Source organism: Flavobacterium sp. FlaQc-30 (assembly GCF_044005885.1).
Taxonomy (GTDB): domain Bacteria; phylum Bacteroidota; class Bacteroidia; order Flavobacteriales; family Flavobacteriaceae; genus Flavobacterium.
Window position 1 is genome coordinate 254,402 of the sequence record NZ_JBIPCO010000002.1, and the last position, 26,917, is coordinate 281,318.

General features: G+C 33.5%; 17 protein-coding genes. 11 read left to right on the forward strand and 6 right to left on the reverse strand.

Annotated features, from left to right (window positions below):
• Positions 1-48 precede the first annotated feature (48 nt).
• From ACHRV0_RS06480 to ACHRV0_RS06525, 10 genes are all read left to right on the forward strand, one after another.
• On the forward strand, positions 49-2,151 hold the full coding sequence (locus tag ACHRV0_RS06480; protein WP_395440263.1) for a glycoside hydrolase family 97 protein: 2,103 nt from the start codon (positions 49-51) through the stop codon (positions 2,149-2,151).
• Between the two features lie 268 nt (positions 2,152-2,419).
• Positions 2,420-3,388 carry a type I phosphomannose isomerase catalytic subunit gene (locus ACHRV0_RS06485; RefSeq protein WP_395440264.1) on the forward strand — a complete coding sequence of 323 codons (969 nt, stop codon included), beginning with the start codon at positions 2,420-2,422 and terminating at the stop codon, positions 3,386-3,388.
• 301 nt (positions 3,389-3,689) lie between these two features.
• The gene (locus ACHRV0_RS06490) at positions 3,690-4,700 is read left to right on the forward strand and encodes a LacI family DNA-binding transcriptional regulator (RefSeq protein ID WP_395440265.1); all 1,011 of its coding nucleotides are present in this window, start codon (positions 3,690-3,692) and stop codon (positions 4,698-4,700) included.
• Between the two features lie 298 nt (positions 4,701-4,998).
• Positions 4,999-8,088 (forward strand): SusC/RagA family TonB-linked outer membrane protein, encoded by a 3,090-nt coding sequence (locus tag ACHRV0_RS06495; protein WP_395440266.1) that lies wholly within the window; start codon positions 4,999-5,001, stop codon positions 8,086-8,088.
• Between the two features lie 16 nt (positions 8,089-8,104).
• A complete protein-coding gene (locus ACHRV0_RS06500) occupies positions 8,105-9,619 on the forward strand; it encodes a SusD/RagB family nutrient-binding outer membrane lipoprotein (protein ID WP_395440267.1) in 1,515 nt (504 codons plus the stop codon).
• 515 nt (positions 9,620-10,134) lie between these two features.
• Positions 10,135-12,045, forward strand: a complete 1,911-nt coding sequence (locus ACHRV0_RS06505) for a glycosyl hydrolase 2 galactose-binding domain-containing protein (RefSeq protein WP_395440268.1) — start codon at positions 10,135-10,137, stop codon at positions 12,043-12,045.
• A gap of 132 nt (positions 12,046-12,177) precedes the next feature.
• Positions 12,178-14,454: a GH92 family glycosyl hydrolase gene (locus tag ACHRV0_RS06510; RefSeq protein WP_395440269.1), complete on the forward strand. Its 2,277-nt coding sequence runs from the start codon at positions 12,178-12,180 to the stop codon at positions 14,452-14,454.
• 36 nt (positions 14,455-14,490) lie between these two features.
• Entirely contained in the window at positions 14,491-16,776 is a 2,286-nt protein-coding gene (locus ACHRV0_RS06515; protein WP_395440270.1) for a GH92 family glycosyl hydrolase, read from the forward strand.
• 4 nt (positions 16,777-16,780) lie between these two features.
• Positions 16,781-18,241, forward strand: coding sequence for a glycoside hydrolase family 125 protein (locus ACHRV0_RS06520; RefSeq protein ID WP_395440271.1), 1,461 nt, complete (start codon positions 16,781-16,783; stop codon positions 18,239-18,241).
• Between the two features lie 129 nt (positions 18,242-18,370).
• Positions 18,371-19,273, forward strand: a complete 903-nt coding sequence (locus ACHRV0_RS06525; protein WP_395440272.1) for an ROK family protein — start codon at positions 18,371-18,373, stop codon at positions 19,271-19,273.
• A gap of 71 nt (positions 19,274-19,344) precedes the next feature.
• Here the strand turns inward: ACHRV0_RS06525 and ACHRV0_RS06530 are convergent, their stop codons facing one another.
• From ACHRV0_RS06530 to ACHRV0_RS06545, 4 genes are all read right to left on the reverse strand, one after another.
• Positions 19,345-20,352, reverse strand: coding sequence for a TQO small subunit DoxD (locus tag ACHRV0_RS06530; protein ID WP_395440273.1), 1,008 nt, complete (start codon positions 20,350-20,352; stop codon positions 19,345-19,347).
• Positions 20,353-20,383: 31 nt separating this feature from the next.
• Complete coding sequence (locus tag ACHRV0_RS06535) at positions 20,384-20,800, reverse strand: hypothetical protein (RefSeq protein ID WP_395440274.1); 417 nt, start codon at positions 20,798-20,800, stop codon at positions 20,384-20,386.
• Positions 20,801-20,896: 96 nt separating this feature from the next.
• Entirely contained in the window at positions 20,897-21,646 is a 750-nt protein-coding gene (locus ACHRV0_RS06540) for a hypothetical protein (RefSeq protein ID WP_395440275.1), read from the reverse strand.
• Between the two features lie 171 nt (positions 21,647-21,817).
• Positions 21,818-23,545 (reverse strand): hypothetical protein, encoded by a 1,728-nt coding sequence (locus ACHRV0_RS06545; protein ID WP_395440276.1) that lies wholly within the window; start codon positions 23,543-23,545, stop codon positions 21,818-21,820.
• Between the two features lie 200 nt (positions 23,546-23,745).
• Here ACHRV0_RS06545 and ACHRV0_RS06550 point away from each other — a divergent pair, with 200 nt between their 5' ends.
• On the forward strand, positions 23,746-23,883 hold the full coding sequence (locus tag ACHRV0_RS06550; RefSeq protein ID WP_395440277.1) for a hypothetical protein: 138 nt from the start codon (positions 23,746-23,748) through the stop codon (positions 23,881-23,883).
• Between the two features lie 607 nt (positions 23,884-24,490).
• Here the strand turns inward: ACHRV0_RS06550 and ACHRV0_RS06555 are convergent.
• Both ACHRV0_RS06555 and ACHRV0_RS06560 read right to left on the reverse strand, forming a co-directional pair.
• The gene (locus tag ACHRV0_RS06555; protein ID WP_395440278.1) at positions 24,491-25,351 is read right to left on the reverse strand and encodes a penicillin-binding transpeptidase domain-containing protein; all 861 of its coding nucleotides are present in this window, start codon (positions 25,349-25,351) and stop codon (positions 24,491-24,493) included.
• Positions 25,352-25,532: 181 nt separating this feature from the next.
• A complete protein-coding gene (locus ACHRV0_RS06560) occupies positions 25,533-26,804 on the reverse strand; it encodes an acyltransferase family protein (protein ID WP_395440279.1) in 1,272 nt (423 codons plus the stop codon).
• Positions 26,805-26,917: the final 113 nt, after the last annotated feature.

The window sequence follows — 26,917 nt, forward strand, 5'->3', positions numbered from 1 at the left end:
TATTTTTACTAAATCGATTTAGGAATTTTTACTCTCTCAAATTATCTTATGAAAAATACATTTTTTAGCTGCTTCTTTATATTGCTTTTAGTCGGATTTGTTACTGCGCAAGACCTTAAGTCTCCAAATGGTAGCTTAACAATGAAATTTCATTTAGACCAAAACGGAACGCCAGTTTATGCTTTAAACTTTAAACAAAAAGCAGTAATTCAAGAAAGCAAAATGGGTTTTGTTATAAAGTCTGATATTTTATTGAATAAAGGTTTTCAAGTTACCGAAACGAAATTTCAGTCAGAAAATAGTACTTGGAAACCCGTTTTAGGAGAGCAAAAAGAAATACAAAATCAATACAATGAATTAAAAGTTGATCTTGTGCAAGAAAAGAGCAAGAGAAAAATGTCAATTTATTTTCGTTTGTTTAATGATGGTTTAGGTTTTAGATATGAATTTCCGGTGCAAGACGATTTGCGCCACTTTATTATTCAAGAAGAAACAACTGAGTTTAATTTGACAGGAGATCATAAACTATTCTGGATTCCGGGTGATTATGATACAAATGAATATAGTTACAATACTTCAAAAATATCAGAAATGCAGTCTTTGGTTTATGATGCAACACATGTTCCATTAGCTGCGCAAGCAACAATTAAAAACTTAGCCGCTCAAACGCCTTTAATGATGAAGACAAATGAGGGACTTTATATTAATATTCACGAAGCTGCGCTAAAAAACTTCCCAGCAATGTGTCTTAACGTAAATGATAAAACCTATTCGTTAAGCTCACATCTAGTTCCAGACGCGGTTGGTAATAAAGGATATATTCAAACGGGAAGTTTCACACCATGGCGAACTATTGTTGTAAGCGATGATGCGAGAAATATTCTATCTTCAAAGATGATTTTGAATCTAAATGAACCTTGTGCTTTTGATGATGTTTCTTGGATAAAACCAGTAAAATATATTGGTGTTTGGTGGGAATATTTTACAGGTGGCGGATCTACTTGGGCATACTCAGACAATCAAGATGTTGTAATTGGGAAAACGGATTTTTCTAAGTTAAAACCAAATAATACACACGGAGCGAATACTAAACATGTAAAAGAATATATAGATTTTGCTTCATCAAATGGTTTTGATGCTGTTTTGGTAGAAGGCTGGAACGAAGGCTGGGAAGATAATACTGCTTTTAAAAAAGAACACATTTATAGTTTTACCAAAGCATATCCAGATTTTAATGTAAAAGAACTAAGCGATTATGCTGCAAAGAAAAACGTTAAAATCATCATGCATCACGAAACAACATCATCTGTTTCTGAATATGAAAGACAGTTGAAAGATGCTTTAACTTTTATGGTTGATAATAATTACAATGCTGTAAAAACAGGATACGTTGGACCAATTATTCCAAGAGGAGAACATCATGACGGGCAGCAAATGGTAAATCATTATACATATGTAGCAAAAGAAGCGGCGAAGCATAAAATTATGGTAGATTCACATGAAGCCGTTCGTCCAACAGGTTTACACCGTACTTATCCAAACTGGTTTGCGCAAGAATCAGCGCGTGGAACTGAGTTTGAATCGATGGAAGGAATTCATCCGGATCATACTACAATTTTGCCTTTTACAAGATTAATGGGCGGGCCAATGGATTATACTCCAGGAATTTTTCAAGGTGATTTATCAGTTTACGGAGCAAAGAAAAATAAATTGAGCACAACACTTGTTAAGCAATTGGCATTATATGTTACAATGTACAGTCCGTTGCAAATGGCTGCCGATTTACCAGAAAATTATATAAAATTTAATGACGCTTTTCAGTTTATAAAAGATGTTGCTTTAGATTGGGATGAAACTTATATTCTAGAAGCTGAACCAGGGGATTATATTACTATTGCTAGAAAAACAAAAGGTAAACAAGAATGGTTTGTGGGTGCAATTACAGATGAAAATTCGCGTACAGCTTTAATTGATTTTAGTTTTCTTCCAGCAGGGAAAAACTTTACAGCAACAATTTATGAAGATGGAAAAACGGCAGATTATAAAACTAATCCGCAATCGTACAACATTCGAAAAGTGACAGTAAACAGTAAAACAAAACTGAAACAAAAATTGGCATCAAGCGGCGGTGCAGCGATTTCTATAAAGTAGGAAAGTTGGAGAAATGGCACGCGGATGACACGGATTCGCTATCGCGAAAACGCAGATAAACACGGATTTTTTTTAGTCATTCTAATCTGTGGCAAAAAAAAATCACGCAGATTTGGTAGATTGAGCAGATTTAGAAGATTTTTTAAAATCATTTTAATTCTTTTAATCTGTGGCAAAAAAAAAGGTTTCACGTAGATTAAGCATATTTAAGATAAGTGTAGATTAATTAGTGGTTAGCGACTAAAAACAATATTAAAAAAAATAAAAAATGAATACAAAAATGTACCCTTTACAGTTTGAACCAATTTTGAAAGAAAGAATTTGGGGAGGCGAAAAATTAAAAACGGTTCTTAATAAACCTATTGTTTCTGCAATTACAGGAGAGAGCTGGGAATTGTCTACAGTAGAAGGTGATGTAAGTGTGGTGGCAAATGGAGAATTAAAAGGAAAATCATTGACAGAACTTATTGATAAGTCTCCAAATGATATTTTAGGAAAAAACGTTTATGCTCGATTTGGCAATCAATTTCCGTTGCTTTTCAAATATCTAGATGCACGCGAAGATTTATCAATACAAGTACATCCTAACGATAAATTAGCAAAAGAACGTCACAACTCTTTTGGTAAAACCGAAATGTGGTACGTTATGCAGGCTGATGCTGATGCAAGAATTATTGTTGGTTTTAAAGAAGATTCAAGCAAAGAAGAATATTTAGAAAATCTAAACAATAAAACTTTGGTTTCGATTCTTGACGATGTAAAAGCAAAAGCAGGGGATGTGTTTTTTCTAGAAACGGGAACCGTACATGCAATTGGAGCAGGATTGGTTGTTGCAGAGATTCAGCAGACATCTGATATTACGTACCGTTTATATGATTTTGACCGAAAAGATGCTCAAGGAAACACAAGAGAATTACATGTTGACTTGGCACTTGATGCAATCAATTACAATAAAGTAGATACACATAAAAAATACGAAACGGTTTCTAATCAATCCAATGTAATTGTAGATTGTCCTTATTTTACAACCAACATTATTCCGCTGGGCGGCAAGATTGAAGGAAATAAAAACGGAGAAACATTTACAGTTTATATGTGTATCGAAGGAGCTTTTGAGATTAGATATGAAAATGTAAGTTATCAATATAAAAAAGGAGATACCGTTTTAATTCCTGCAGGAATGCGTAATTATGTGTTAGAAGGAGAAGCTTCAATTTTAGAAGTTTATATTTCGTAAAACTATAAGTGTTAATTTGATTTAAAATAACTGCAAACCAAAAAAAAGAGTTAAATTGCCCGTTCATAATTCAGTAAAGATTCTTAATAAAAGGATATTAATATTAAAATTATGCCGTTTTTATCTGATTAAAAATAACGATTAATGCTAAAAACACATACAATTACTGTTAAATATGATTATTATTGGCTTTAAAATAATGATTTGTTTAAAATAATATCTACAAAATCGTTTTAGTAACTATTTTTAGTTATATTTGTGATATCGTTAATAACAGCTTAATGTAAAATTAACTCTCTAAATGAAAAAAATAACTATTAAAGATATTGCAACAGAAGCTGAGGTTTCTATATCTACGGTGTCTTTTGTTATTAATGATAAAGGAGAGAAGATGGGAATAAGCCCGGCGGTGATTAAAAAAGTACAGCAAGTTGCTGAAAAACTTAATTATCGACCAAGTATGATAGCGACAAGTCTAAGAACGGGTAAAACGAGATCTATTGGGTTAATTGTTGAGGATATTTCTAATCAGTTTTTTGCTGATCTTGCGCGGGTAATAGAGGATGAAGCAAGAAATATTGATTACCGCGTTTTTTATTGCAGTACAGGCGGTAATGATGAACGTTCTGAGGAGTTAATACATAGTTTACTGCAGGCAAATGTGGATGGGTTTATTATTACTCCTACACAAAATATTGAAAGCAGTATTGATTTGCTTTTGAGACTAAAAAAGCCGGTAGTATTAATTGACCGATATTTTGCAGGACAAAATGTGAGCCATGTCGTAATGGATAATTATGAGGCGTCAAATTCTGCAGCAAAATTTTTGATCAATAAAGGCCGTAAGAACATCGCTATTGTAAACATCACTTCTGAAATGATTCAGATGAAATCACGAGAAGACGGATGTCGAGATGCATTAAAAGAAGCTGGTATTTATAATGATTCGCTGGTGCTTCATATGGAGTACAACAGCACTGAAGAAACCAGAGTTGCAGCAATTGTAAGTTTTTTAGAAAAAAATCCACAAATTGATGCCGTTTTGTTTTTAACAAACTATATGGGGCTTGCAGGTTTACAAGCTTTTAAAAAAGTTGGGAAAACGATACCAGACGATGTTTCGGTTATTAGTTTTGATGATCATGACAGTTTTAAACTTCATACACCAAAAATAACAGTTATTTCGCAGCCTATTAATGATATTGCGGTCAAATCAATACAATTGTTATTGAGCCAGATGACCAATATGGAGAAATTTGAAATAGAAAAAAGTCTCAAAAAAGGAGAATTGATTGTGAGAGAATCAGTTTAATTTTTAAGAGCATAATCATAAAAAAAGAAAAAAAACGATTCGTTTTTTTTTAGGAATTTTACTAAATCGTTTTAGTAATTTAAGGTCAAAATATTCGATCATTGCGTTATTTTTTTGAGCTGTTTACTATATCGATTGCTAAGAGTTATAGGAATGTTTACGTTGCTATTAAAGCATTGTATTTGTTGGGCGTAGACCTTATGAGTGCAATATTAAAATTGAGTTCAAATTTTTATTAATTATTTAAAAACAATCACGTTAAAACAAAACAAATTACCAATTACCAAAAAAAAAGCTTATGAAACGAATATTAGCAGTGTTAGGAATGGTATTGTTGTGCAGCTTAGGTGCTGTGGCGCAAAATCGATTAATAACAGGCGTAGTGGCAGATGCACAAAACAGAGGAGTTATTGCTGCATCTATCGAGGTTCAAGGAAAACCGTTTAGTGCAATTACAGATACAGAAGGTAGATTTAAAATGAATGTTCCAGAAGGAGCAGTTACTTTAAATGTATCTTCGATAGGTTTTACATCAAAAACGATAGTACTTCAGCCAGGTGAAAATAAAATATCAGTTGTATTATTAGAAAATGTACAAGAATTAAAAGATGTTGTTGTAACATCATTTGGAGTTAAAAAACAAAAGAAAAGTTTAGGATACGCTGTTGGGGAACTTAAAGGAGAAGAACTAACAAAAAACAAAGAAATTAACTTAGGAAACGCGTTACAAGGTAAAATTGCCGGTGTTAACGTTTCTGCGCCAGTTTCTGGACCGTCAGGTTCTAGCCGTGTTGTAATTCGTGGAGCAACTTCGGCTTCTGGATCAAACCAGCCTTTGTATGTTGTAGATGGTATTCCAATCGATAACACTCAGCAAGGTAATGCTGGTATGTGGGGTGGAGCTGATAAAGGAGATGGTATGTCTTCTTTCAATCCAGACGATATCGCTTCTATGTCAGTACTTAAAGGTAGTGCCGCTTCTGCTCTTTACGGGTACAGAGGATCAAATGGTGTTATCTTGATCACAACTAAAAAAGGAAAAAGCGGAACTGGTCTTGGTGTAGATTTTAGTACAAACTCTACATTCAATACACCAATAAGCCTTTTAGATTGGCAAGATCAATACGGATCAGGAGAGCCTATTAATGGAATTCCTTCAAGATTTGGCAGTTTATCAGAGCTTAGAGAAAAATATGTATTGGCTTGGGGAGACAAATATGACGGAAAACAAACTATTGCACTTGATGGAACTACTAGACCATATCAAGCAAATGGGAAAAACAACGTAAAAAACTTCTACAGAACTGGATATTCTTTCAGTAATACTTTAGCAATTTCTGGAGGAAACGAAACAACAAATTTTAGATTGTCTTTCGGAAATACAAAAGACGAGTCTATTTTGCCAGGAACAAATTTTGGAAGAAACAACGTGGCTTTAAGTTTAAACTCGTCTCCGAACAAAAAAATCAGTATCGAAACGAATGCACAATATATTACAGAGAAAAGTCAAAACAGACCTTATTTGAACGATTCTCCAAGAAACGCTTCGTATACTACAACATTCTTAAATCCAGGAGCAGATATTAGATGGTTAAGTAATGGTTACGATGAAAATGGAGGGGAAGCTGACTATTTTGGATCAAATACTTACCAAACAAATCCATATTTTGCAACGCAAGAAGATTTAAATAGTGACCTTAGAAAACGTTTTATCGGTTCTGCAAAAGTAAATTATAACATTACTGAAAAAATTTACGCAAAAGGAGTTATTGGTATGGATGATATCAATTACGAATACACTGAAATCGAACCTACAGGAATTAACTACAAAACTGGAGGTGCATTAGAGAACAGAGTAGAAGGACGTACAGAATATAATGCTTCTGCTTATTTAGGATACAAAGGTAATATCGTAGAAAACCTATCATTAGATGCTTTCATTGGAGCTAACCGTCAACACAACAGATTCAGCGGAATTAAAATGAAGGGAAATAATTTTATTGTTCCGTTCAAATATTTCTACGGAAATACACAACCTGAAAAAACAGAAAAATTATTCTCAGAAAGCGAAGTTAACTCACTTTTCTATTCTGCAGATTTAGGATACAAAGATTTCTTATATGTTAGTTTAACAGGTCGTCAAGATTGGTTTTCAACTTTAGATCCATCAAGTAATAGTACTTTTTACCCATCTGTAAGTACCAGTTTAATTTATTCTGAAATTATTCAATTGCCAGAATGGATGTCTTATGGTAAAATTAGAGCAGGTTGGGGTAATGTTGGTGGAGCTTTGCCAGACGCTTATGCTTTAGCATTAACGTATTCTGCACCTGATGGACAAACAGATTCTTTAGGTCAGCCAATTTTAGGAGTAAATGGAGATACAGTTCCAAACAGAGGTTTAAGACCTTACAACGTTAGTACAATCGAATTTGGTTTCGAAAATACATTCTTCAATAATAGAGTGAGTACAGACTTAACTTTCTACAGCAAGAAGACAACTAACGACATTACTGATGCCGATATTTCTCAAGCATCTGGTTATAGAACAACAAAAATCAACGTGGGAGAAATCCTGAACAAAGGGGTTGAATTTGCAATCAATGTAAAAGCTATTAAAACACCAACTTTTGCATGGAATGTTGGATATAATTTTGCTTACAACGATAGTGAAGTACTTAATCTTTCTGATAAAATTACAACAAAAACACTTGAAGGAAATAGAGACTCAAAAGCTTCTGTAGTTTTAGAAAAAGGACAGCCATTTGGAATAATCAAAGCTTACGATTATTTAAGAGATGCTAAAGGAAATATTGTACTTGATACAAACGGCAGATTCATGAGAGGAGATTTAATAAATGCAGGACAAGGTGTAGCACCATTGTCTATGGGATTCTCAAATGATTTCTCTTATAAAAATTTCACACTTTCGATTTTTGTTGATGCTAAATTTGGTGGAGAAATCTACTCAGCAACAAACCAGTTAGGAACTCGTTACGGATTAACTGAGCAAACACTTGGCGGTCGTGAAGGCGGAGTTGCAGTAAGTGGTACAGATGTTAACGGTAACCCTGTAAATACTACAGTTTCTGCATATGATTACTGGAGAAGTTATGCAGAAGTGACATCAAATTTTGTTTACGATGCTGATTTTATCAAGTTGAGAGCAGTTTCTTTCAGCTATAATTTTCCAAAAGCAAATCTTGCAAAAACACCATTTCAATCGGTTAGTTTAGCATTTTCTGCTCATAACTTATGGACAATTTATGACAAAGTGCCAAACATTGATCCTGAGTCTAACTACTCTAATAGTAATGCACAAGGTCTTGAAAGAGCATCTATGCCATTGACAAGAAATTTTGGTTTAACTCTTAATGTTAAATTCTAATAACGAAAATTGAAAGATGAAAAATAAATTTATAAAAATATTCTGTGTTGCAATTGTTGGTGCAATGACACTAGCTTCATGCGACAAAGGATTCGAAGAATTGAATCAGAATCCAAATGCTTTGACAGATCCAGCTGTAAAATCTATGTTTACACTTGCTGAGATTTATGTTGACGGACAAGACTTTTCTAATACAAGAGGAAATAATATTTATGCTGCGCAAATTGTACAGCAATTTTCATCCTTAAGTGGTTCAGGGTCAAAATATACCTATTCATCTGAATATTCAGGAGCACTTTTTGGAGAAACGTATGGTAAAGGATTAAATCAAATTTTCCAGTTATTATCTGTTATAAAAGATACACCAGAAAATGCTAATGCTATTCAGGCTTTAAGAATCATGAAAGTTTTCTTGTTTCAAAAGTTAACAGATACTTATGGAGAAATTCCATATTTTGAAGCTGGAAAAGGATACAACGGAGGAGTTTATGCTCCAAAGTATGATACTCAAGAGGCAATCTACAATGATCTTTTAAAAGAATTGGATGAAGCAGGTGACGCTTTAGATGCTAATAAAGCATTTGTAGGCAATGCAGATTTGTTTTATCAAAGTGATGTGGCTAAATGGAAAAAATTAGCTAACTCAATGATGTTAAGAGTTGCAATGCGTTTATCTAAAGTAAACCCTGCAAAAGCACAACAGTATGTTGAGAAAGCTGTTGCTAAAGGTGTTTTTACATCAAATGATGACAGTTTAGTTTTAAGACATGATTCAGGACCACAAGGGGTTAAAACAAATCCAATTACTTCTTCATGGGTTATAAATGACTTGAATAAAGGAGACGCAAATACAAAATTCAGTAAAACGTTTATTGATAATTTGAAAAACAATAATGATCCACGTTTAAGAATTTTAGCAAAACTTGAAGCAACTGGAGACAATTCCCCTGCAAGCCAGCAAGGTCTTGCAAACGATGCAAGAGAATTTCCAGGTGGAGACAAGAAACTTTTCTCAGACCCTAATACATCTACAGTATTACGTTTAGACGCTCCTACATTAATTATGTCTTACGCTGAAGTAGAGTTTATTTTGGCTGAAGCAGCTGTAAAAGGATGGAATGTAAACGGATCAGCACAAAAGCATTATGAAGATGGAGTAAGAGCTGCAATGCAGATACTGACTATTTTTGGAGACAAAGTACCAGCAGTTACGCTTACAGAATACAACGATTACATGACAGCTCATCCTTTTAAATCATCAGGAACTGAAGCTCAAAAAATCGAACAAATTATTACTCAAAAATGGATTGTTTTATTGTTTAATGGTTTTGAAGCATTTTCAGAATACAGAAGAACAGGATATCCAGTTTTAGTTCCAGTTAATGATCCAACAGGAGAAACAAAAGGAACTATTCCTAGAAGATTAATTTATGATCAGTCTGAGTTAATCACAAATAATGTGAATTATAAAGAAGCAATACAACGCCAAGGGTTGGATTTAATGACAACTAGAATTTGGTGGGATAAGTAGTTTTAAAATTTTGGTTAGTTAAGTTGAATAAGCTCGGGAGGAGTATGAGTACCTCCCGGCTTATTTTTAATTTTCTATTTCAATTTTCATTAAATTAGAGGGTTTGTATCACAAATTAGTTCTATAGTTTTAATACCCTTTTTTTCGCAAAAGACAAAAGAGCTTATGCTGAAAAAGATGGAATTACTTTCAAAAAGAACATATAATTGAAGGATTAAAATATTTTAATTATTGAAGTGTAGTAAATCTAAATCAACAATTTAAAAGATAAAACTTGGCAGCTGTAAAAGGGAAAATGATTTTCAGAATATTTTGTTAGTTACTGTTATTCCGTATTAAAAGCCCAAAAGAGAGGGAGAATTGTGGAAACGTCGTTTTCCTTCTCAAACTGCCAACGATTAAGTTGCAAAAGCATAATAATTAAGTATTGAGTTATAATGGAGTTTAAAAAGAACTTTTATTGGGTTTTAAGTATTTGTCTGGCAAATTTTTCATTTGTGGCAAACGCGCAAAACGTGGAATTAAAAAAAGGATGGCAGTACAGAGAAACCAAAACAACAAAATGGTATCCTGCTTCTGTTCCTGGTGAAGTTCATACCGATTTACTCAATAATAAATTAATACCAGATCCATTTTACAGAGACAATGAAAAAAAGCTGGAATGGATTGAAAAGAAAGATTGGGAATATAAAACTACTTTTGAAGTAAGCACCGCAACTTTAAATAAAAAAAATACGGAATTAGTTTTTGACGGATTAGATACTTACGCATCCGTTTACTTAAACAATCAGTTAGTTTTAAAAGCTGACAATATGTTTCGTCAGTGGCGTGTTGACGTAAAAAAGAATTTAAAGCCGGGAAAAAATGATTTAGTAGTCGTTTTTAAATCAGCACAAAATGTTGTTGATTCATTGGCTAAAAAAGATTTTCCTTTTGTAATTCCAGATAATCCTCGTGCCTATGTACGTAAAGCGCAATATCATTTTGGCTGGGATTGGGGACCAAAATTCACAACTTGCGGAATTTGGAAAACGCCAAGATTAGAAGCATATGATGTAAAAACTCCTGAGAAACCATATGTATTAGATCGCAAAATCGAATTGATACAACAGCCTGATGATAAAGGAACATCATTTTACTTTAAAATTGATGACAAGCCAGTTTATATGAAAGGGGCAAATTACATTCCGTCAGATGCATTCCTGTCGCGAGTAACCAAAAAGGAGTACGAAAAAGTAATTGCACTTGCCAAAGATGCCAATATGAATATGCTGCGTGTTTGGGGAGGCGGGGTTTATGAAGATGATTATTTTTATGATTTATGTGATAAAAACGGAATCTATGTCTGGCAGGATTTTATGTTCGCTGGAACAATGGTGCCAGGAGATGATGCTTTTTTTGACAATGTAAAAAAAGAAGTTCAATATCAGGTAAAACGTCTTCGTCATCATAAAAGCATCGTTTTATGGTGTGGAAATAATGAAATCGATGAAGCTTTTAAAAGCTGGGGATGGCAAAAAAGCATGAAAATGTCAAAGCAAGATTCGACACGATTATGGAAAGATTACGTTCGTTTGTTTCAAGATAGTATTCCAAAATGGGTAAAAGAAGTTGATCCTAAAAGACCATACCTAAGTTCATCACCTTTATTTCATTGGTCAAAAGCAAAAAGCATTACAGAAGGCGACAGCCATTATTGGGGAACTTGGTGGGGATTAGAAGATATTGAAGCGGTGCAGAATAAAACGGGACGTTTTGTAAGCGAGTACGGAATGCAGGCTATGCCAAATTACTCTTCAATAGAAAAATTTACATTACCAGAAGACCGATATTTATATTCAGATATTTTGCAGGCGCATCAAAAAGCCGGCAAAGGATTCATGAAATTAGATTCGTATTTAAATCGCTATTTTATTAGTTCAGATAAAATAAAGAAAATGAATGTTGAGGATTATACTTACCTCACACAATGTTTGCAATACTATTCAGTAAAAAATATTATAGGCATTCACCGTTCAAAAGCGCCGTACAATATGGGAACATTAGTTTGGCAGCTTAACGATTGCTGGCCGGTTGCAAGCTGGAGCGTAACGGATTATTATGACCGACAGCCAAAAGCAGCTTGGTACGCTATGAAAGAAGCGTATAGAGATGACAAAACACCAGAAATTGATCTTACACGTCCAATTGATTTAAAATTGGAAGACCCAAAAATAACTTGGGAAGTGAAAGGAAATAAAGTGATTTTAAAAGCTTCAAAAGCCGCAAAATATGTATACGTTTCTATAAAAGGCTATACAGGAAAATGGAGCGATAATTATATAGATTTAAAAGAGGGCGAAGAAAGAACAATTTCTTTTGAAGGCAAAATAACAAAGCCAGTCCTGAAAGTTTATTCGCTATATGATGTTCTTAAAAGATACTAAGGAACTAAGTTGCAAAGGTTCAAAGGTTTTTCTGTAGAGATGCACTGCAGTGCGTATTTATTAAAAATTAAAATATAGATGACATCCGATTTAATTTTCGGTGCATCAGAAAATCAAATAAATAAAAAAAATATGTTTACAAAGTACAACAAAATTGCTTTTAGCGGTATTTTAGCTCTAAACCTGTTTTTTGCCAATCCTGCTATTTCACAGGAAAAAAAGGTAAAACAAACAAATTCAGATTATACCCAATATGTAAATCCGTTTATTGGCTCTGCCGGTCACGGTCACGTATTTGTGGGTGCCAATGTTCCTTTTGGAGCCGTGCAGTTAGGACCAGTAAATGTTTTTGAAGGCTGGGATTGGTGCAGTGGATACAATTATGCTAGTAATACTATTTTAGGTTTCACACACACTCATTTAAGCGGAACCGGAATTGGAGATTTAAACGATATTCTTTTATTGCCTGTATCAGGAAAAGTGCCTTTAACAAAAGGAACAAAAGAAGATATGGCAACAGGTTACGGCTCTTATTTCTCTCATGATAATGAAGTAAGCAAAGCAGGATATTACAGTGTACTGCTTGATAAATATAAAATTAAAGCAGAGTTAACAGCAAGCGAAAGAGTAGGTTTCCATAAATACACTTTTAATACTGCTCAAGACAATCACGTTTTATTAGACCTTGCAGATGGTGTAGGATGGGACAAACCTGTAAAAACGTTTATCAAAAAAGTAAACGAGACTACTCTTGTAGGATATAGATATTCATCAGGATGGGCGGCAGATCAACGTATCTTTTTTGCAATAGAATTTTCTGAGCCAATTTCAAATATGGCATTATACGATGATAAAACTTCTGTAAGCGGAAACGAAGGTGAAGGTCTAAAAATGAAAGCAGTTTTAGATTTTACAAGTTTAAAAAATAAAGAAGTTTTAGTAAAAGTTGGAATCTCACCAGTAAGCTATGAAAATGCAGTTATCAATATAAAAGCCGAAATTCCAAATTGGGACTTTAATGCTGTAGCAAAACAAGCGACCTCAAAATGGAATGCAGCGTTAAATAAAATTCAGATCAAAGCAGACGATAAAACTATGAAAGTTTTTTACACCGCTTTGTATCATACCATGTTTGCACCTTCAATATTCAATGATGTAAACGGAGATTATAGAGGAACAGACAAAAAAGTATACGAAAAAGCAAACTTTACAAACTACACTACTTTTTCACTTTGGGATACTTACCGTGGTTTACATCCATTGTATACCATTACACAACAAGAAAAAATTAACGACATCGTAAAATCATTTTTAGCGATTTACGAGCAGCAAGGCAGATTACCAGTTTGGCATTTAATGGGTAATGAAACCAATACAATGAACGGAAATCACTCGATTGCTGTAATTGTAGACGCTTACATGAAAGGATATAGAGGCTATGATGTTGCATTAGCTTACGAAGCCATCAAAAAAACAGCGATGCAAACGCGTGAGGGAATGGATTATGTGCAAAAACTAGAATACATTCCTGCAGATAAATTGTTAGAATCTGTTGGAAACGCTTTAGAATATGCGATCGACGATTATTGTATAGCGTTAATGGCGAAAGATCTTGGTAAAACAGAAGATTATAACTATTTCTCAAAAAGAGCCAATTTGTACAAACTTTATTTCGATAAAGAAACTACATTCATGAGAGGTAAATTGACAGATGGAAATTGGAGAACACCATTTAATCCGCTTTCATCAGCACATAGAAAAGACGATTACGTAGAAGGAAATGCATGGCAATACACTTGGTTAGTTCCTCAAGATCCTTACGGTTTAATCGAATTATTTGGAAGCGAAGATAAATTTATTAAAAAATTAGATTCATTATTTTTAATAACTGATAAAGTAGAAGGCGAAGAAATCTCTCCAGATATTAGCGGTTTAATTGGTCAATATGCGCAAGGAAATGAGCCAAATCACCATATTCCATACCTTTATGCATACGTTGGACAACCTTGGAAAACAGCCAAATTAATCCGTGAAATCGATGAGAAATTCTATTCTACAAAACCTGATGGATTGTGCGGAAATGAAGATTTAGGACAAATGTCGGCTTGGTATGTTTTATCATCAATGGGATTCTATTCTGTTAATCCTGCAAATGGAATTTACGTTATGGGAAGTCCGTTAGTAAATTCAGCAGTAATTCATCATAAAGAAGGAATTTCGTTTGCAATAAAAGCGATTGATAACAGCAAAACCAATATTTATATTCAGAAAGCTGAGTTTAACGGAAAACCATATACAAAATCATATATCACACATGATATGATTGTAAAAGGCGGAGAGTTAAAATTGTATATGGGAAGTAAACCATCGACAACTTTTGGAGTTAAAAAAGCAGACAGACCGCTTTAGATTTAAGATTTTAGAAATAGGATAACAAGACAGAATATGAAAATAAAAAGTTTAATTTTTTTAGGACTATTACAATGCTGCATTTTTGTAAATGCGCAGGTTAAAGCATTAGATCCAGTAGAATATGTAAATCCGTTAATGGGTACACAGTCTTTGCATAGTCTTTCAAACGGAAATACCTATCCCGCAATCTGCAGACCTTGGGGAATGAATTTCTGGACTCCGCAAACGGGTAAAATGGGAGACGGATGGGCTTACATTTATACAGCAGATAAAATTAGAGGATTTAAACAAACACATCAGCCTTCGCCTTGGATGAATGATTACGGACAGTTTTCTATCATGCCGGTTACTGGAAAATTAACTTTTGCAGAAGACGAAAGAGGAAGTTGGTTCAGCCATAAAGCCGAGGTTTCTAAACCATATTATTACAGCGTTTATCTTGCAGATTATGACGTTACAACAGAAATTACTGCAACAGAAAGAGCAGCGCATTTTCAGATTACATTTCCTGAAAACGAACAATCTTCAATTGTAATTGATGCTTTTGATAAAGGTTCTTATATTAAAATTATTCCATCAGAGAATAAAATTATTGGTTACACCACTCGCAACAGCGGCGGAGTTCCAGAGAACTTTAAAAACTATTTTGTATTGCAGTTTGATAAACCTTTTGCAACCAATTATACTTGGCATGATAAAGTTTTAGAAAAAGACAAATTAGAATTAAAAGACGATCATGTTGGCGCAGTTGTAGGTTTCAAAACTAAAAAAGGAGAAATAGTAAATGTAAAAGTTTCCTCTTCTTTTATCAGTCAAGAACAAGCTGAGTTGAATTTGAAAAATGAATTAGGAACAGCTTCTTTTAAAGAAACAGTAGCTGAATCTAAAAAAGAGTGGAATAAAGTTCTAGGAAAATTAACTGCAGAAGGCGGAAGCGACGAGCAATTGAAAACATTCTATTCTTGTTTATACCGTACAGCATGTTTCCCTCAAAAACAATACGAAATAAACGCAAAAGGAGAAATTGTACATTACAGCCCGTACAATGGTAAAGTTTTGCCAGGTTATATGTATGCAGGAACAGGTTTTTGGGATACGTTCCGTGCCTTATATCCATTATTGAATTTAGTTTATCCTTCTATAAACAAAGAAATGCAGGAAGCATTAATCAACGATTACAAAGAAGGCGGTTTCTTGCCAGAATGGTCAAGTCCGGGCTTTAGAAATGTAATGGTGGGTAATAATTCAGCTTCTGTAGTTTCTGATGCTTATATCAAAGGATTACGAGGATATGACATCAACAAGTTGTACGAAGCTTTATTACACGGTGCTAACAACGAAGGACCAATGGATGCTGTTGGAAGACGCGGCGTACAGTATTACAATACTTTAGGTTATGTGCCTTACGATGTGAAAATCAATGAAAATGCAGCGAGAACATTAGAATATGCTTACGATGACTTTACGATCTGGAAATTAGCAAAAGCACTAAATCGTCCTAAAAAAGAAATCAGTTTATTCGAAAAAAGAATGATGAATTATAAAAATCTTTATAATCCATCAATCGGATTAATGAGTGGTAGAAATAAAGACGGAAGTTTTCCTAAAGATTTCAATCCGTTTAAATGGGGAGATGCTTTTACCGAAGGAAATGCATGGCATTACAGCTGGAGTGTTTTTCATGACGTACAAGGTTTGATTGATTTAATGGGAGGACAAAAGAAATTTACTGCAAAATTAGACGCAGTATTTTCAACACCGCCAATTTTTGACGATAGTTATTACGGATCAGTTATTCATGAAATCCGCGAAATGCAGATTATGAATATGGGACAATATGCACACGGAAATCAGCCCATTCAGCACATGATTTATTTGTATAATTATGCAGGTGAACCTTGGAAAACACAATATTGGTCGCGTGAAGTAATGAATCGTATGTACAAACCAACTCCAGATGGATATTGTGGTGATGAGGATAACGGACAAACATCGGCTTGGTATGTATTCTCTGCAATGGGATTCTATCCAGTTTGCCCAGGAACGGAAGAATATGTTCTAGGAGCACCATTATTTAAAAAGCTGACATTACAATTAGAAAACGGAAAAGAATTGGTGATTAATGCACCAAAAAATTCTGAAACTAATAAATATGCTCAAGATTTAAAATGGAATAACGCAGCTTACTCAAAAAATTATATCAACCATTTTGATGTATTAAAAGGCGGCGAATTAAATTTTGACATGAGCGATACACCAAATTTACAAAGAGGAACTTCAGCAAGCGCTTTTCCATATTCTTATTCAACTTCAAAATAATATTATGCAATCACGTAGAAAATTCATAAAAAACGCTGGGATATTTTCAGCAGGATTATTGGCCATCCAAACAGATGCTTTCGGAATGCAATCGGATACTTTCAATTTTGCATTAAAAGATTTTATTACAAAAAGACCTCCTGTAGCCGAAAGAAAGTTTACAAGTAAAGCTATTGAAGCCGCTATTGTAAGAATCAAAAAACAAATAGCTAACCCAGAATTGGCTTGGTTGTTTGAAAACTGTTTTCCAAATACATTAGATACCACTGTCGATTTTGAAATCATCGACGGTAAACCTGATACTTATGTAATTACAGGTGATATTGATGCCATGTGGTTACGTGATAGTACAGCCCAAATTTGGCCGTATATTCCGTTTGTAAAAGAAGATAAAAAACTGGCTGAATTGGTAAAAGGAGTAATCAACCGTCAGACAAAATGTATTTTGTTAGATCCTTATGCAAACGCTTTTTACAAAGATTTTAATCAGGTAAGTGAATGGAAAAATGACATGACCAAAATGCAGCCTGGAATTCATGAGCGCAAATGGGAAATTGACAGTTTATGCTACCCAATTAGATTGGCACACGGTTATTGGAAAGAAACTGGAGATATAAGTTTGTTCGACAGCAAATGGAAAGAAGCTATGTTGTTGGTTTTACAAACGTTTAAAGAACAACAGCGCTGGACTGATAAAGGACCATATAATTTTCAAAGAGTTACAGCTTGGGCTACAGATGGAGTACCTTTAGGAGGTTACGGTTATCCAGTAAAACCATGCGGATTAATTGTTTCGACTTTTAGACCAAGTGACGACAGCACTTTATTTGGATATTTAATTCCAAGTAATATGTTTGCAATTGAAGTATTAGGATATCTTCAGGAAATTTTCTCTTTGCCGGCTTTATTAGATAAAGATTTGGTTGCCAAAGCGAAAGAAATGCAAGGACAAGTTCAGAAAGGATTAGAAGAAAACGCAATTATCGAACACCCAAAATTCGGAAAAATCATTGCTTTTGAAGTAAACGGATATGGAAGTTTCCACATGATGGATGATGCTAATGTACCGTCATTATTATCATTACCATATTTAGGAGCAATTGAACCAGATAGTCCGCTTTATTTAAACACAAGAAAAGTAGTACTTTCAGAGAATAATCCGTTTTTCTATAAAGGAAAAGCCGGCGAAGGTATTGGCGGACCACACACAGGAACTGATACAATCTGGCCAATGAGTATTGTTTTGAGAGCCATTACAAGTGTTGATGAAAAAGAAATAAAAGCATGTATCAGCAACTTAATCAAGACAAATGCAGATACTGGTTTTATGCACGAATCTTTTCATAAAGACGACGTAGCAAAATTTACTAGAAAATGGTTTGCTTGGGCAAATACACTTTTTGGAGAAATGATCGTACACACCAGTATTCATTATCCACAAATTTTAAAAGATAAAAACATTTAAAACAATAATTTGCCATCAAGAGATTAAGAAAAATAGTAGTTAGACTTAATCTCTTACTGGTGAAAAAGAATCAAAACTAAAATTTAGTTGACCCCATAATGGTTCAATTCCAAAAACAAAAAAACAAGAATGAATAAAGAGTATGCCGTTGGCTTAGATATTGGAGGCACACATATCACCGCAGCGATAATTGATATAGTAGATATGAAGGTGATGGATTTTTCACTGCACAAAGAGTCTTTTGATTCTAATATGCCGGTGGAAGAGGTTATGACTATTTGGGAAAAAGCAATTCGAACATCATTCAAAAATTCTAAAGTCGAAAAAACTTCAGGATTAGCAGTTTGTATGCCGGGACCATTTGATTATACAAACGGAATTTGCTGGATAAAAGACCAATCTAAGTACGAACATTTTTATGGGTTGAATGTACGCGATTTATTTCAGGACAAACTAGATCTTTCTAGCGATTTTCCAATTCTTTTTGAAAATGATGCCGTTTGTTTTGGAAAAGGAGAAGTTTTTAAAGACTCAGAAAATCTTTCTAAAAAAGTAATGGCGATTACACTTGGTACTGGACTTGGCGCTTGTTTTATTGACAAAGGAGAATCAATCAGCACAGGAAATTTAGTACCTAAAGACGGCGAGATTTACGATCTTCCGTACAAAGAAGGTATTGCTGAGGATTACGTTTCAGTTCGTGGACTTTTGGCTGGTTATTTCGCTTTAAGCGGAAAAAAAGTTAACAATGGTTTAGAGCTTTTTAATTTAGCGGAAAACGGCGACAAAATGGCTGTAAAAGTATTTGAACAAATGGGACAAGACTTGGCAGCAATTGTTCTTCCGTGGTTAGAAAAATTTGGTGCCGACAGCTTTATCATTGGAGGAAAAATTGCAAATGCAAGCGAATTCTTTTTGCCTATTTTCAATCAAAAAATTAAAGAAGCTGGAAGTGAAATTGAAGTTTCTATTTCTACAGATAATGAGATAGCAGCTTTATTAGGTGCCACAAGTATGCTTTATAAAGCATAATAATCAATTATAGAATATTCTATTTTTAAAGCTGTCCGAAATATAATTTCGGACAGCTTTTTTTATAAATACTATAGACGAATACTCCAAGTTAGACCGCTTATATCAGTTAAAGTCAGCGTGTAATGCTCTTTGTCAGACATTGTTTTACGATCGATCGGAAGCCGCATTGTTGCTTTTGCACCAAGCGGAATAATCAAGCTGTGAGCGCCGGGTTTTATTTTGGCAACATAATGATTGTCAATAGTTGTGGCAGGTAATTTTGCTAAATCAGCTCCATGCAATTGTAAAAGATATTTTCCAGATGAATCTTGAAGCGAAATACCAATCAAAAAAGAGCCATAAACATCAACGCCTTCAACTCGATAAACATCAAAACTCATTTCTGAATCCTGCATTTTAAAATTGCTGATTTCCAGTTTTGGTTTTACTGATTTATTGTGCAACGTTCCAAAAACGCCTCCGTGAAAATATTGATTAGTATACAAAGTAAGACCTGCAATAAAAGCAACAGTTACTAAAATAAGCCGCTTGTATGCCGCTAAATTCAGCGGTCCAGAACCTAGAAATTTAAACCATTTTGTTTTAGTAAAAGGGACCTTTCTCGAAATAAAATAAGAATCTAACGAAAGATAGTTACTGCCGGTTATAAATAAAGTAAATCCTGCGGCCAAGCCTAAAATTCCTATCTGCCATTCGTCTAAACAAGTTGTTCCAATCCAGCCGGAAGCAAGTAGAATCCCAAAAGCTAATAAGAATATTCCAATACTCATTAAACGAGTGAAAAAACCAAGAATTAATGCTAAACCTACAATTCCCTCAACAATAGTAAAAGTTACCATTGCATACCATAAAGCTTCGGGATGTGTAACTAAATATTCGATTATGGGTTTTAACCCAAGAGAATTTGGTAAAAAATGATTGAATTTCTCGCCAATGTAACCTGCTTCTTCAGGTATTAATTTGTTTTCTAAAATAAGACGTCTCCAAAATGCCGAAAAATAAGTCCAGCCAACTACCAATCGTAACGATAAAGTAGCCATAGACGCAGTGTCAAAAGATTTCTTTTGCTGTATCATGCAGTATAAAATTTAAAAATATAAAATTGTTTTAAGCTGTAATTGAATTCGCTTTTAGTGCAATTTTTAGATTTTTAAATACGATAAACATAGGAGGATAAGTCGTAGATTTTTTGCCAAATTCAAAAGCAGGGCGAACTTGAATTTTAGTAAAAGCAGGATTCTCATTTACAGGAGAATAAAATGACAGTATTCTAGGTAGAACAGGAATTTGTGGTGCAGGAATAACCTTTTTTACAAAAGTGTTTTTATGAATTAAACTGCTGCTGCAAGATCCAAACTGTGGTAATTGAGTTTGAGTTTTTTGAGAAAATTCGATTGAATCAATCGCAGTAAAATGCAGAATAGTTTTTTTAATCTGACAATTAGAAAAAGCATACACCAAACTGACAACTAACAAAAGCTGTTTAAGATGTCGAAATGTAGTGGTGAAATTTTTCCAATTCATTTTATAAAAATAATTTTAAAAAACGGTACTCGCATTGATTTTAGATAACATTAACAGCTATTTCAACTCAATAAACAAGTTCAGCGTTTGTTTTTATTATTCTGGATTTAAAACGGTGATAATATTTTCTCTCAGACCCGTTTTTAGATTGATAATTTCAAATCTTTTTGCAGCCGAAAACGAACCAATATCGCTGTCGCTGTTAATTAAAATGGCTCCAACAAGAATAATATATTTGCAATTGTATTTCGTTGCCGCGATCAGTTCTTGAATACGATCGTCAATGGCCTGATAGATCACTTCGGTTGCCGCTATCAATGGAAGTTCTGAGTTTAGAATTTTATCTTTTTGCTTGAATAAAATTTGCTCAATAATATTCATTTGATAATCCAATTCCGTTACATTTCCTAGTTTTATAGTATTATCTGCTAATTTGTTAAGCGCGCCGGTTGCCGCACCACAGCAAAGTGACTTCTCCGTTTGTCCGATGCGATTGATTTTTCCAACAATTCCTTCTTTAGAAATACCAATATGAGGTCCGTAATAAATAAAAACAGCCCCATCATCAGGAACATGACTTGCAAAAGCGGCCATACCGCTCAATCCAGTAAATGGAAAACCGTCTAAACCGCCCATTTTAAAAGGACCTAAAAATTCAAGAGCTCTTGCAGGATATTGAATGCTGTTTACATCATCGCTACAAATACTATCTGCCAATATAATTTGTGAAGGTTCTAAATCAAGTTTCTCTTCAACATAATCAATTACTTTATTGATATAATCAATAGTAGTTAAAGCATAAGGATAGTGTTTTCGGATTATATCTAATTTTTCTCTTTTTTTCATTGATCAAATCGTTTTGTAAAAAAAGTTCTGACGAGCAAAAAACTCATGCAAATTTGTACGCAGCTTTTATTTTTGCAATTTTTTATAAAGGTACAGTTAAAAATTAAGTTCTCTTTTTACTTTTAGAATATATTCGAATTTCAAATTAGATGCCATTCAAATTCCTAATATTTATGAGATTTTAGAACTGATATGCTCAAAAAGGATATTAAATTTATCGCCGAGTTTTTTCTTAAGACGCTGTTTCGATTTTTTTACAGCATCAGGCGTTATCCCTAATAATTCAGAGATTTCAGTATTATTAAAATTTAGTTTTTGCAGTAATAGAATTCGTTTATTAGAATCAGTGAGTTCAGGAAAATCTTCTTCCAGTAAACGATGAAACTCTGGATGAACTTTTTGAAATTCTTTTTTGAAATTTTTCCAGTTTTCCTCCGTCATCAAATGTGATTCTAGTAAAATGCTCAGATTTTCTTTTTCAGAATCGCCGTTAGACGAATTTTTAATTTGATTTATTTCAGATCGTAAACTTTTTATTTGATTGTTTTTTTCTTTCAAATGAGCGGCATGCGCATCTAAATTTTCTTTTGCTTCGGATAATTTTTGCTCATTTTTTATTTTCTCAGTTTTTAACGAAAAGACCTTTTCACGATATTCAATCTGTCTGTTTTTTAAATGCTTTTTAAAATTAATAACAAGAAAAATTAATAAGGAAAGAGAAAGGATAATAATTACAGCATAAACATTTTTTATCGAAATTTCATTCTTGTATTGTTCATTAGTACGATTAATATTTTGCTGAAATTTTTCTTTTTGAATCATCCAGTTTACTTTGTTGATAGCCATATCGCCATCTTTGTTTTTAAGAGAATCTTCAAGAACAAGCATTCGTCTTCTTAAAACCAATTCTTCATCAGCTTTGTTTTGATGCTGCAGGATTCTCAATTTTAGTTGAATGATTTGAAGTTCTGATTTTTCAAAATAAGTTTTTGAGTACACAATATTCTCAGCCTCTTTTAAAGCTTGATCTGCTTTAGTAAAATCGTTGTCATCTAAATATAGTTCTGCCAGTAAAATAGAAGCATACATTGTGTTCTGGTAGCTTTTTTCAGCTTTTGAGATGTCGATATCTTTTTTGACTAATGAAATTGCCGATTTAAAATCTCCTTGTTTTTGTTTTACCAGTGCCAGATCTCCCAAAGCTTTAGCATAGCGCACTTGATCTTGAATTTCCTGCGATAATTTGGCAGTTTGTAAAAAATAATATTCCGCTTTTTTAAGATCAGAAGTATGCAGATAATTTGCACCAATAGCATTTGTTATCGAAGCATATTCGATGCTTTTTTTAGGAGCATTTTTTTGGGCAAGATCTAAATAGTATGCCGCCTTTTTATAATCGCCAAGTGTTTGCATAATCCATCCAATTTTTTTGAAGGATTCACCTGGTAAGATTATTTTTTCGGCTGGTAGTTTTTCAATCTTATCAATTACTTTGAGAAGGAGCGGAGTCATCTTTATGAAATCTCTGTAATAATAAAGATAACTTACATAATTAAGCTGTGTCCAAATTTCAATGCTTTGTTCTTTTAAAAGTGCCGCCTTTTTAAGCGACTGCTGATAATGAAAATCACTTTTTTTGTTTACTGCATTATAAAAATTACTGTATCCATTGGCAAGTAGTGCCTCATAAAAAACGCTGTAGTTTTTATTTTGATGCAGTGGTTTTAAAAAGTTTTTTAATGCCAGTGTATCCTTGTCAAAAGATTTTTCCTGATTTAATACTGCCTCATAATTTTTAATTTCATTTTCGGAAAAAGAAATTTGAATAGGAGCGTTTTGTGCTTTTAATAGAAAGGCAAAAAAGACTAAAGCGATGCAGTAGATTTTCTTTGAAAACATTTTTTCTTAGTTGTGGTTTTTGTTTTTGGGATCGTAAAAATAGCGAAAAAAGTTACGTTTATAAACCAAAAAACATAATGTATTGATTTTGTTAGATTTCTAAACGTAAATGTCCCCTATTTGTCCCCCTCATTTTTTATAGTATGAATCCTTTCTAGAGTAGTTTTGCCAAAGCAATATGAATTTAAAAAGCCTCGTATATGCAGCAAATTGAGATGTTTTTGCTGCCTCATTTTTCAGCGTTAGGAACTGCTGTGGTAACTGTAAAAAATTTTATTGCCCCAACTGTTCTCCCCCAAGATATAACAGTCAATTCGATTTTACAGGAAATGCAGTAATAGTTCTGGCGCTGATTAATTTTGACGACAGTTATAGTAATCGAGTGTTTATTATCATTGTTTTTAAAGAGGTGTAAACCTAAGGTGTAAGGAATTTTTGTTTTACACTAAACAACCACAATCATTGTTATTTGAAATGACAAACTGATATTATGTTTTCTGCATAGTCCGTGGTTTCAACCACGGTGCGTAATATTGACACACATCGTATTGTGTTCCCGTGGTTGAAACCACGAGCTATGTTTATAACGTTTGAATAAAAAAGAAAATCGCATAGTTTTATTAATTCTTCGTTTCGAATGAAAAAAATGCTCAAAACGAACTTTAAACTCCAAACTTTGTCTAAGTTTTGAACCAATTTGGGTGTAAACTCTGAGAAGAAATTAGAAAGAGAATAAAGTTGAATTTATTTAACGTATTGGGTGTAATTGCTCAAAAAACAATCTAACACATAGAAACATAGATTTTATAGCTAAAAAAGGGGACAAAAAGAAATATGTTTCTTTCGCATAGCGCAGCTATGTGTATTTAAAAAAAGGTGAAACGCCTAATTTTCGGTTGCAAAAGCTATATTTCTATGTGTTGAAAGCAATTACACCCGACGGGTTTATTTAACGATACTTAAATCCTTAAAAATAGATTTCGTTATATCCTTTCTGCAATTTCCGAAAGCAGCACTATTAATTTTTCGATCTTGCAAAAGACGTGTTGCAAAAAAATAAATACCATTATTATTTACAATATAGCCAACCCACCATCCTGTATTGATTTCATTCTCTCTCGTCCAACCCGTTTTCGAATAAATAGAGTAGTCGTTGTTTTGTTCCGTCAGCATGACTTTTTTTACAATTTGCATATTCCGTTTCGAAAATGGAAGCTTTTCGTCGTAAAGATTTTTTAGAAATACAACTTGATTAAGAGGGGAAATTTTAAAGTTGCCAAAATTCCAAAAATCAGCATCTGTTTGCGACAGATCGAGATTTCCGTAATGACACAATGATAAATATTTTTTGTAATTATCCTTTCCAATTTTCTTTGCCAACTCCACAAAAGCCCAGCCTGCAGAAACTTCAAAAGCTTCTTTTACTGTTATGTCGTGGTATATCTCAGGACGATAACCATATTTTATAGTATCTGTAGTTCCCGGCCATTTTACTATGTCATTTTCGCTGGAAATAGTATTTGTTTCTAATGCTATAAGCAGATTGATAATTTTGAAAGTCGATGCAGGAAGTGTTTCTTTTTTGGTGCCAATTGTGTCAGATAAAAACCATCTATGTTTATTGTTATCATAAATGGCAATCGAACCTTCGACATTGCAGTTGTCAAAATATTTTTTAAAATCGGATCGTATGACAATTTTATCGTGGTTGGATATAATTGTGTGATCCCCTTTTTTTAGATTGGATGAGCAAGAAAATAGAAACCCTAAAATAAGAAATCCTGTAAATAATTGTTTCAAATTCATTTTGCTCTTTTAAAATAGTACACGGACTTTTTTTTGTCTCAGATGGGGTTTCGTGAAAAGTTTTTGCCACTAATTTCACGAATTGACACTAATTTTTTATTCTAATTAAGTAAATGATTATTCATTTAAATAATTTAATTCGTGGAAATTTGTGAAATTCGTGGCAAAAAAACAAAGACTCTTACACCTTAAAAATCAAATTCTTTTTATAGAAAACCCATAAAATCAGAGACCAGAAAATGGCATAAGAGATGGCGTAAGCCAATGACGAATTCATTGGATTCTCAAAACAAGGCACAATCCAAAATTTATAAATCAAGGTTTGAAGATTGATTTCTTCTCCAGTTACATCAGGGCTTTGCATTTTTATAGAACTCATTACTCTTGGAATCACACCCGAAAAGTAAAACACAATCATTGGATTTACGCCCCAGATCAAGAATAATTTTGTCCATTTTTTATAGTTGGCAACATCAATAATATAATAAAGCAAGGTTAAGCATATTGTTGCAATTCCAGCAGTATATAAAACGTATGAACTTGTCCAAAGCGATTTATTTATTGGGAAAATAATATTCCAAAGTAAACCAAGAGCCCACAAAACAACTCCTGAAATGGCCATTTTTTTTATGATTTCAGTTTTAGAACTTTGTAAGTTTAAAATCTGTCCAATAAACATTCCAAGTATTCCTGTACCAATAGCCGGCAGCGTGCTTAAAATTCCTTCAGGATCCCAAGTTTTAGAAACGCTCCATAAATGTCCATTTAAAATTAAATTGTCTAACCATGCCGCAAGATTAGTATCTTTTTCAAAATTGGCAGTGCCAACTCCGGGAACGGGAACAAAAGCTATTAAAATGTAATAACCCACTAATATCGAAGCGACAATTAAAAGCTGTGATTTTAAATTTGTTTTCAAATACAATAACGAAGCGAAGAAATAAACAATACCAATTCGCTGCAAAACGCCTGGAATTCTAACATCTTCAAAAGCTTCTAATTTGCTGTAAGCGAGAACCATCATCAACGTGAAAATTCCAAAAACAAGATAGGTTTTAACCTTTAAAGTAAAGTTTCCTAAAAGAGCATAAGCAACGGCAAAAGTTATGGCTAATCGAACAAGTAACAATGGAATTCCTTCTAGATCAAATAAGTGGATTCTACTGAAAAAGTTTAGAGATAATCCCAAACAGAAAATTCGCAGAGAACGAACCAAAATTTTATTGAATACAGCTGCATCAAAATGTTTTGTTGGCATAGCAAAAGGTATTGCAGTTCCCATTATAAAAACAAAAAACGGAAAAACTAAATCAGTAGGAGTACAGCCGTGCCATTCAGCATGTTCTAAAGGCGGATAAATAGAAGCCCAGCTTCCAGGATTGTTGACAATAGTCATTAATAAAATTGTAAATCCTCTAAATACATCCAGTGAGGTTAAACGTTCTTTTGTCATTGGGTAGGTTTTTGGTTCGGTTAATTATTTAAAAGAGAACTTTTAAAGCTGTATGGGCACAATTATAAAAAGTAGCACGGATTGCACTAATTGACACTAATTTGTTTGTGAAA

Excerpts from the sequence above, each read along its gene's own strand:
- ACHRV0_RS06500 (WP_395440267.1), top strand. The coding sequence starts at position 8,105 with ATGAAAAATAAATTTATAAAAATATTCTGTGTTGCAATTGTTGGTGCA.
- ACHRV0_RS06520 (WP_395440271.1), top strand. The coding sequence starts at position 16,781 with ATGCAATCACGTAGAAAATTCATAAAAAACGCTGGGATATTTTCAGCA.
- ACHRV0_RS06485 (WP_395440264.1), top strand. The coding sequence starts at position 2,420 with ATGAATACAAAAATGTACCCTTTACAGTTTGAACCAATTTTGAAAGAA.
- ACHRV0_RS06530 (WP_395440273.1), bottom strand. The coding sequence starts at position 20,352 with ATGATACAGCAAAAGAAATCTTTTGACACTGCGTCTATGGCTACTTTA.
- ACHRV0_RS06490 (WP_395440265.1), top strand. The coding sequence starts at position 3,690 with ATGAAAAAAATAACTATTAAAGATATTGCAACAGAAGCTGAGGTTTCT.
- ACHRV0_RS06480 (WP_395440263.1), top strand. The coding sequence starts at position 49 with ATGAAAAATACATTTTTTAGCTGCTTCTTTATATTGCTTTTAGTCGGA.
- ACHRV0_RS06560 (WP_395440279.1), bottom strand. The coding sequence starts at position 26,804 with ATGACAAAAGAACGTTTAACCTCACTGGATGTATTTAGAGGATTTACA.
- ACHRV0_RS06550 (WP_395440277.1), top strand. The coding sequence starts at position 23,746 with ATGCAGCAAATTGAGATGTTTTTGCTGCCTCATTTTTCAGCGTTAGGA.
- ACHRV0_RS06525 (WP_395440272.1), top strand. The coding sequence starts at position 18,371 with ATGAATAAAGAGTATGCCGTTGGCTTAGATATTGGAGGCACACATATC.
- ACHRV0_RS06515 (WP_395440270.1), top strand. The coding sequence starts at position 14,491 with ATGAAAATAAAAAGTTTAATTTTTTTAGGACTATTACAATGCTGCATT.
- ACHRV0_RS06510 (WP_395440269.1), top strand. The coding sequence starts at position 12,178 with ATGTTTACAAAGTACAACAAAATTGCTTTTAGCGGTATTTTAGCTCTA.
- ACHRV0_RS06555 (WP_395440278.1), bottom strand. The coding sequence starts at position 25,351 with ATGAATTTGAAACAATTATTTACAGGATTTCTTATTTTAGGGTTTCTA.
- ACHRV0_RS06540 (WP_395440275.1), bottom strand. The coding sequence starts at position 21,646 with ATGAAAAAAAGAGAAAAATTAGATATAATCCGAAAACACTATCCTTAT.
- ACHRV0_RS06535 (WP_395440274.1), bottom strand. The coding sequence starts at position 20,800 with ATGAATTGGAAAAATTTCACCACTACATTTCGACATCTTAAACAGCTT.
- ACHRV0_RS06545 (WP_395440276.1), bottom strand. The coding sequence starts at position 23,545 with ATGTTTTCAAAGAAAATCTACTGCATCGCTTTAGTCTTTTTTGCCTTT.
- ACHRV0_RS06495 (WP_395440266.1), top strand. The coding sequence starts at position 4,999 with ATGAAACGAATATTAGCAGTGTTAGGAATGGTATTGTTGTGCAGCTTA.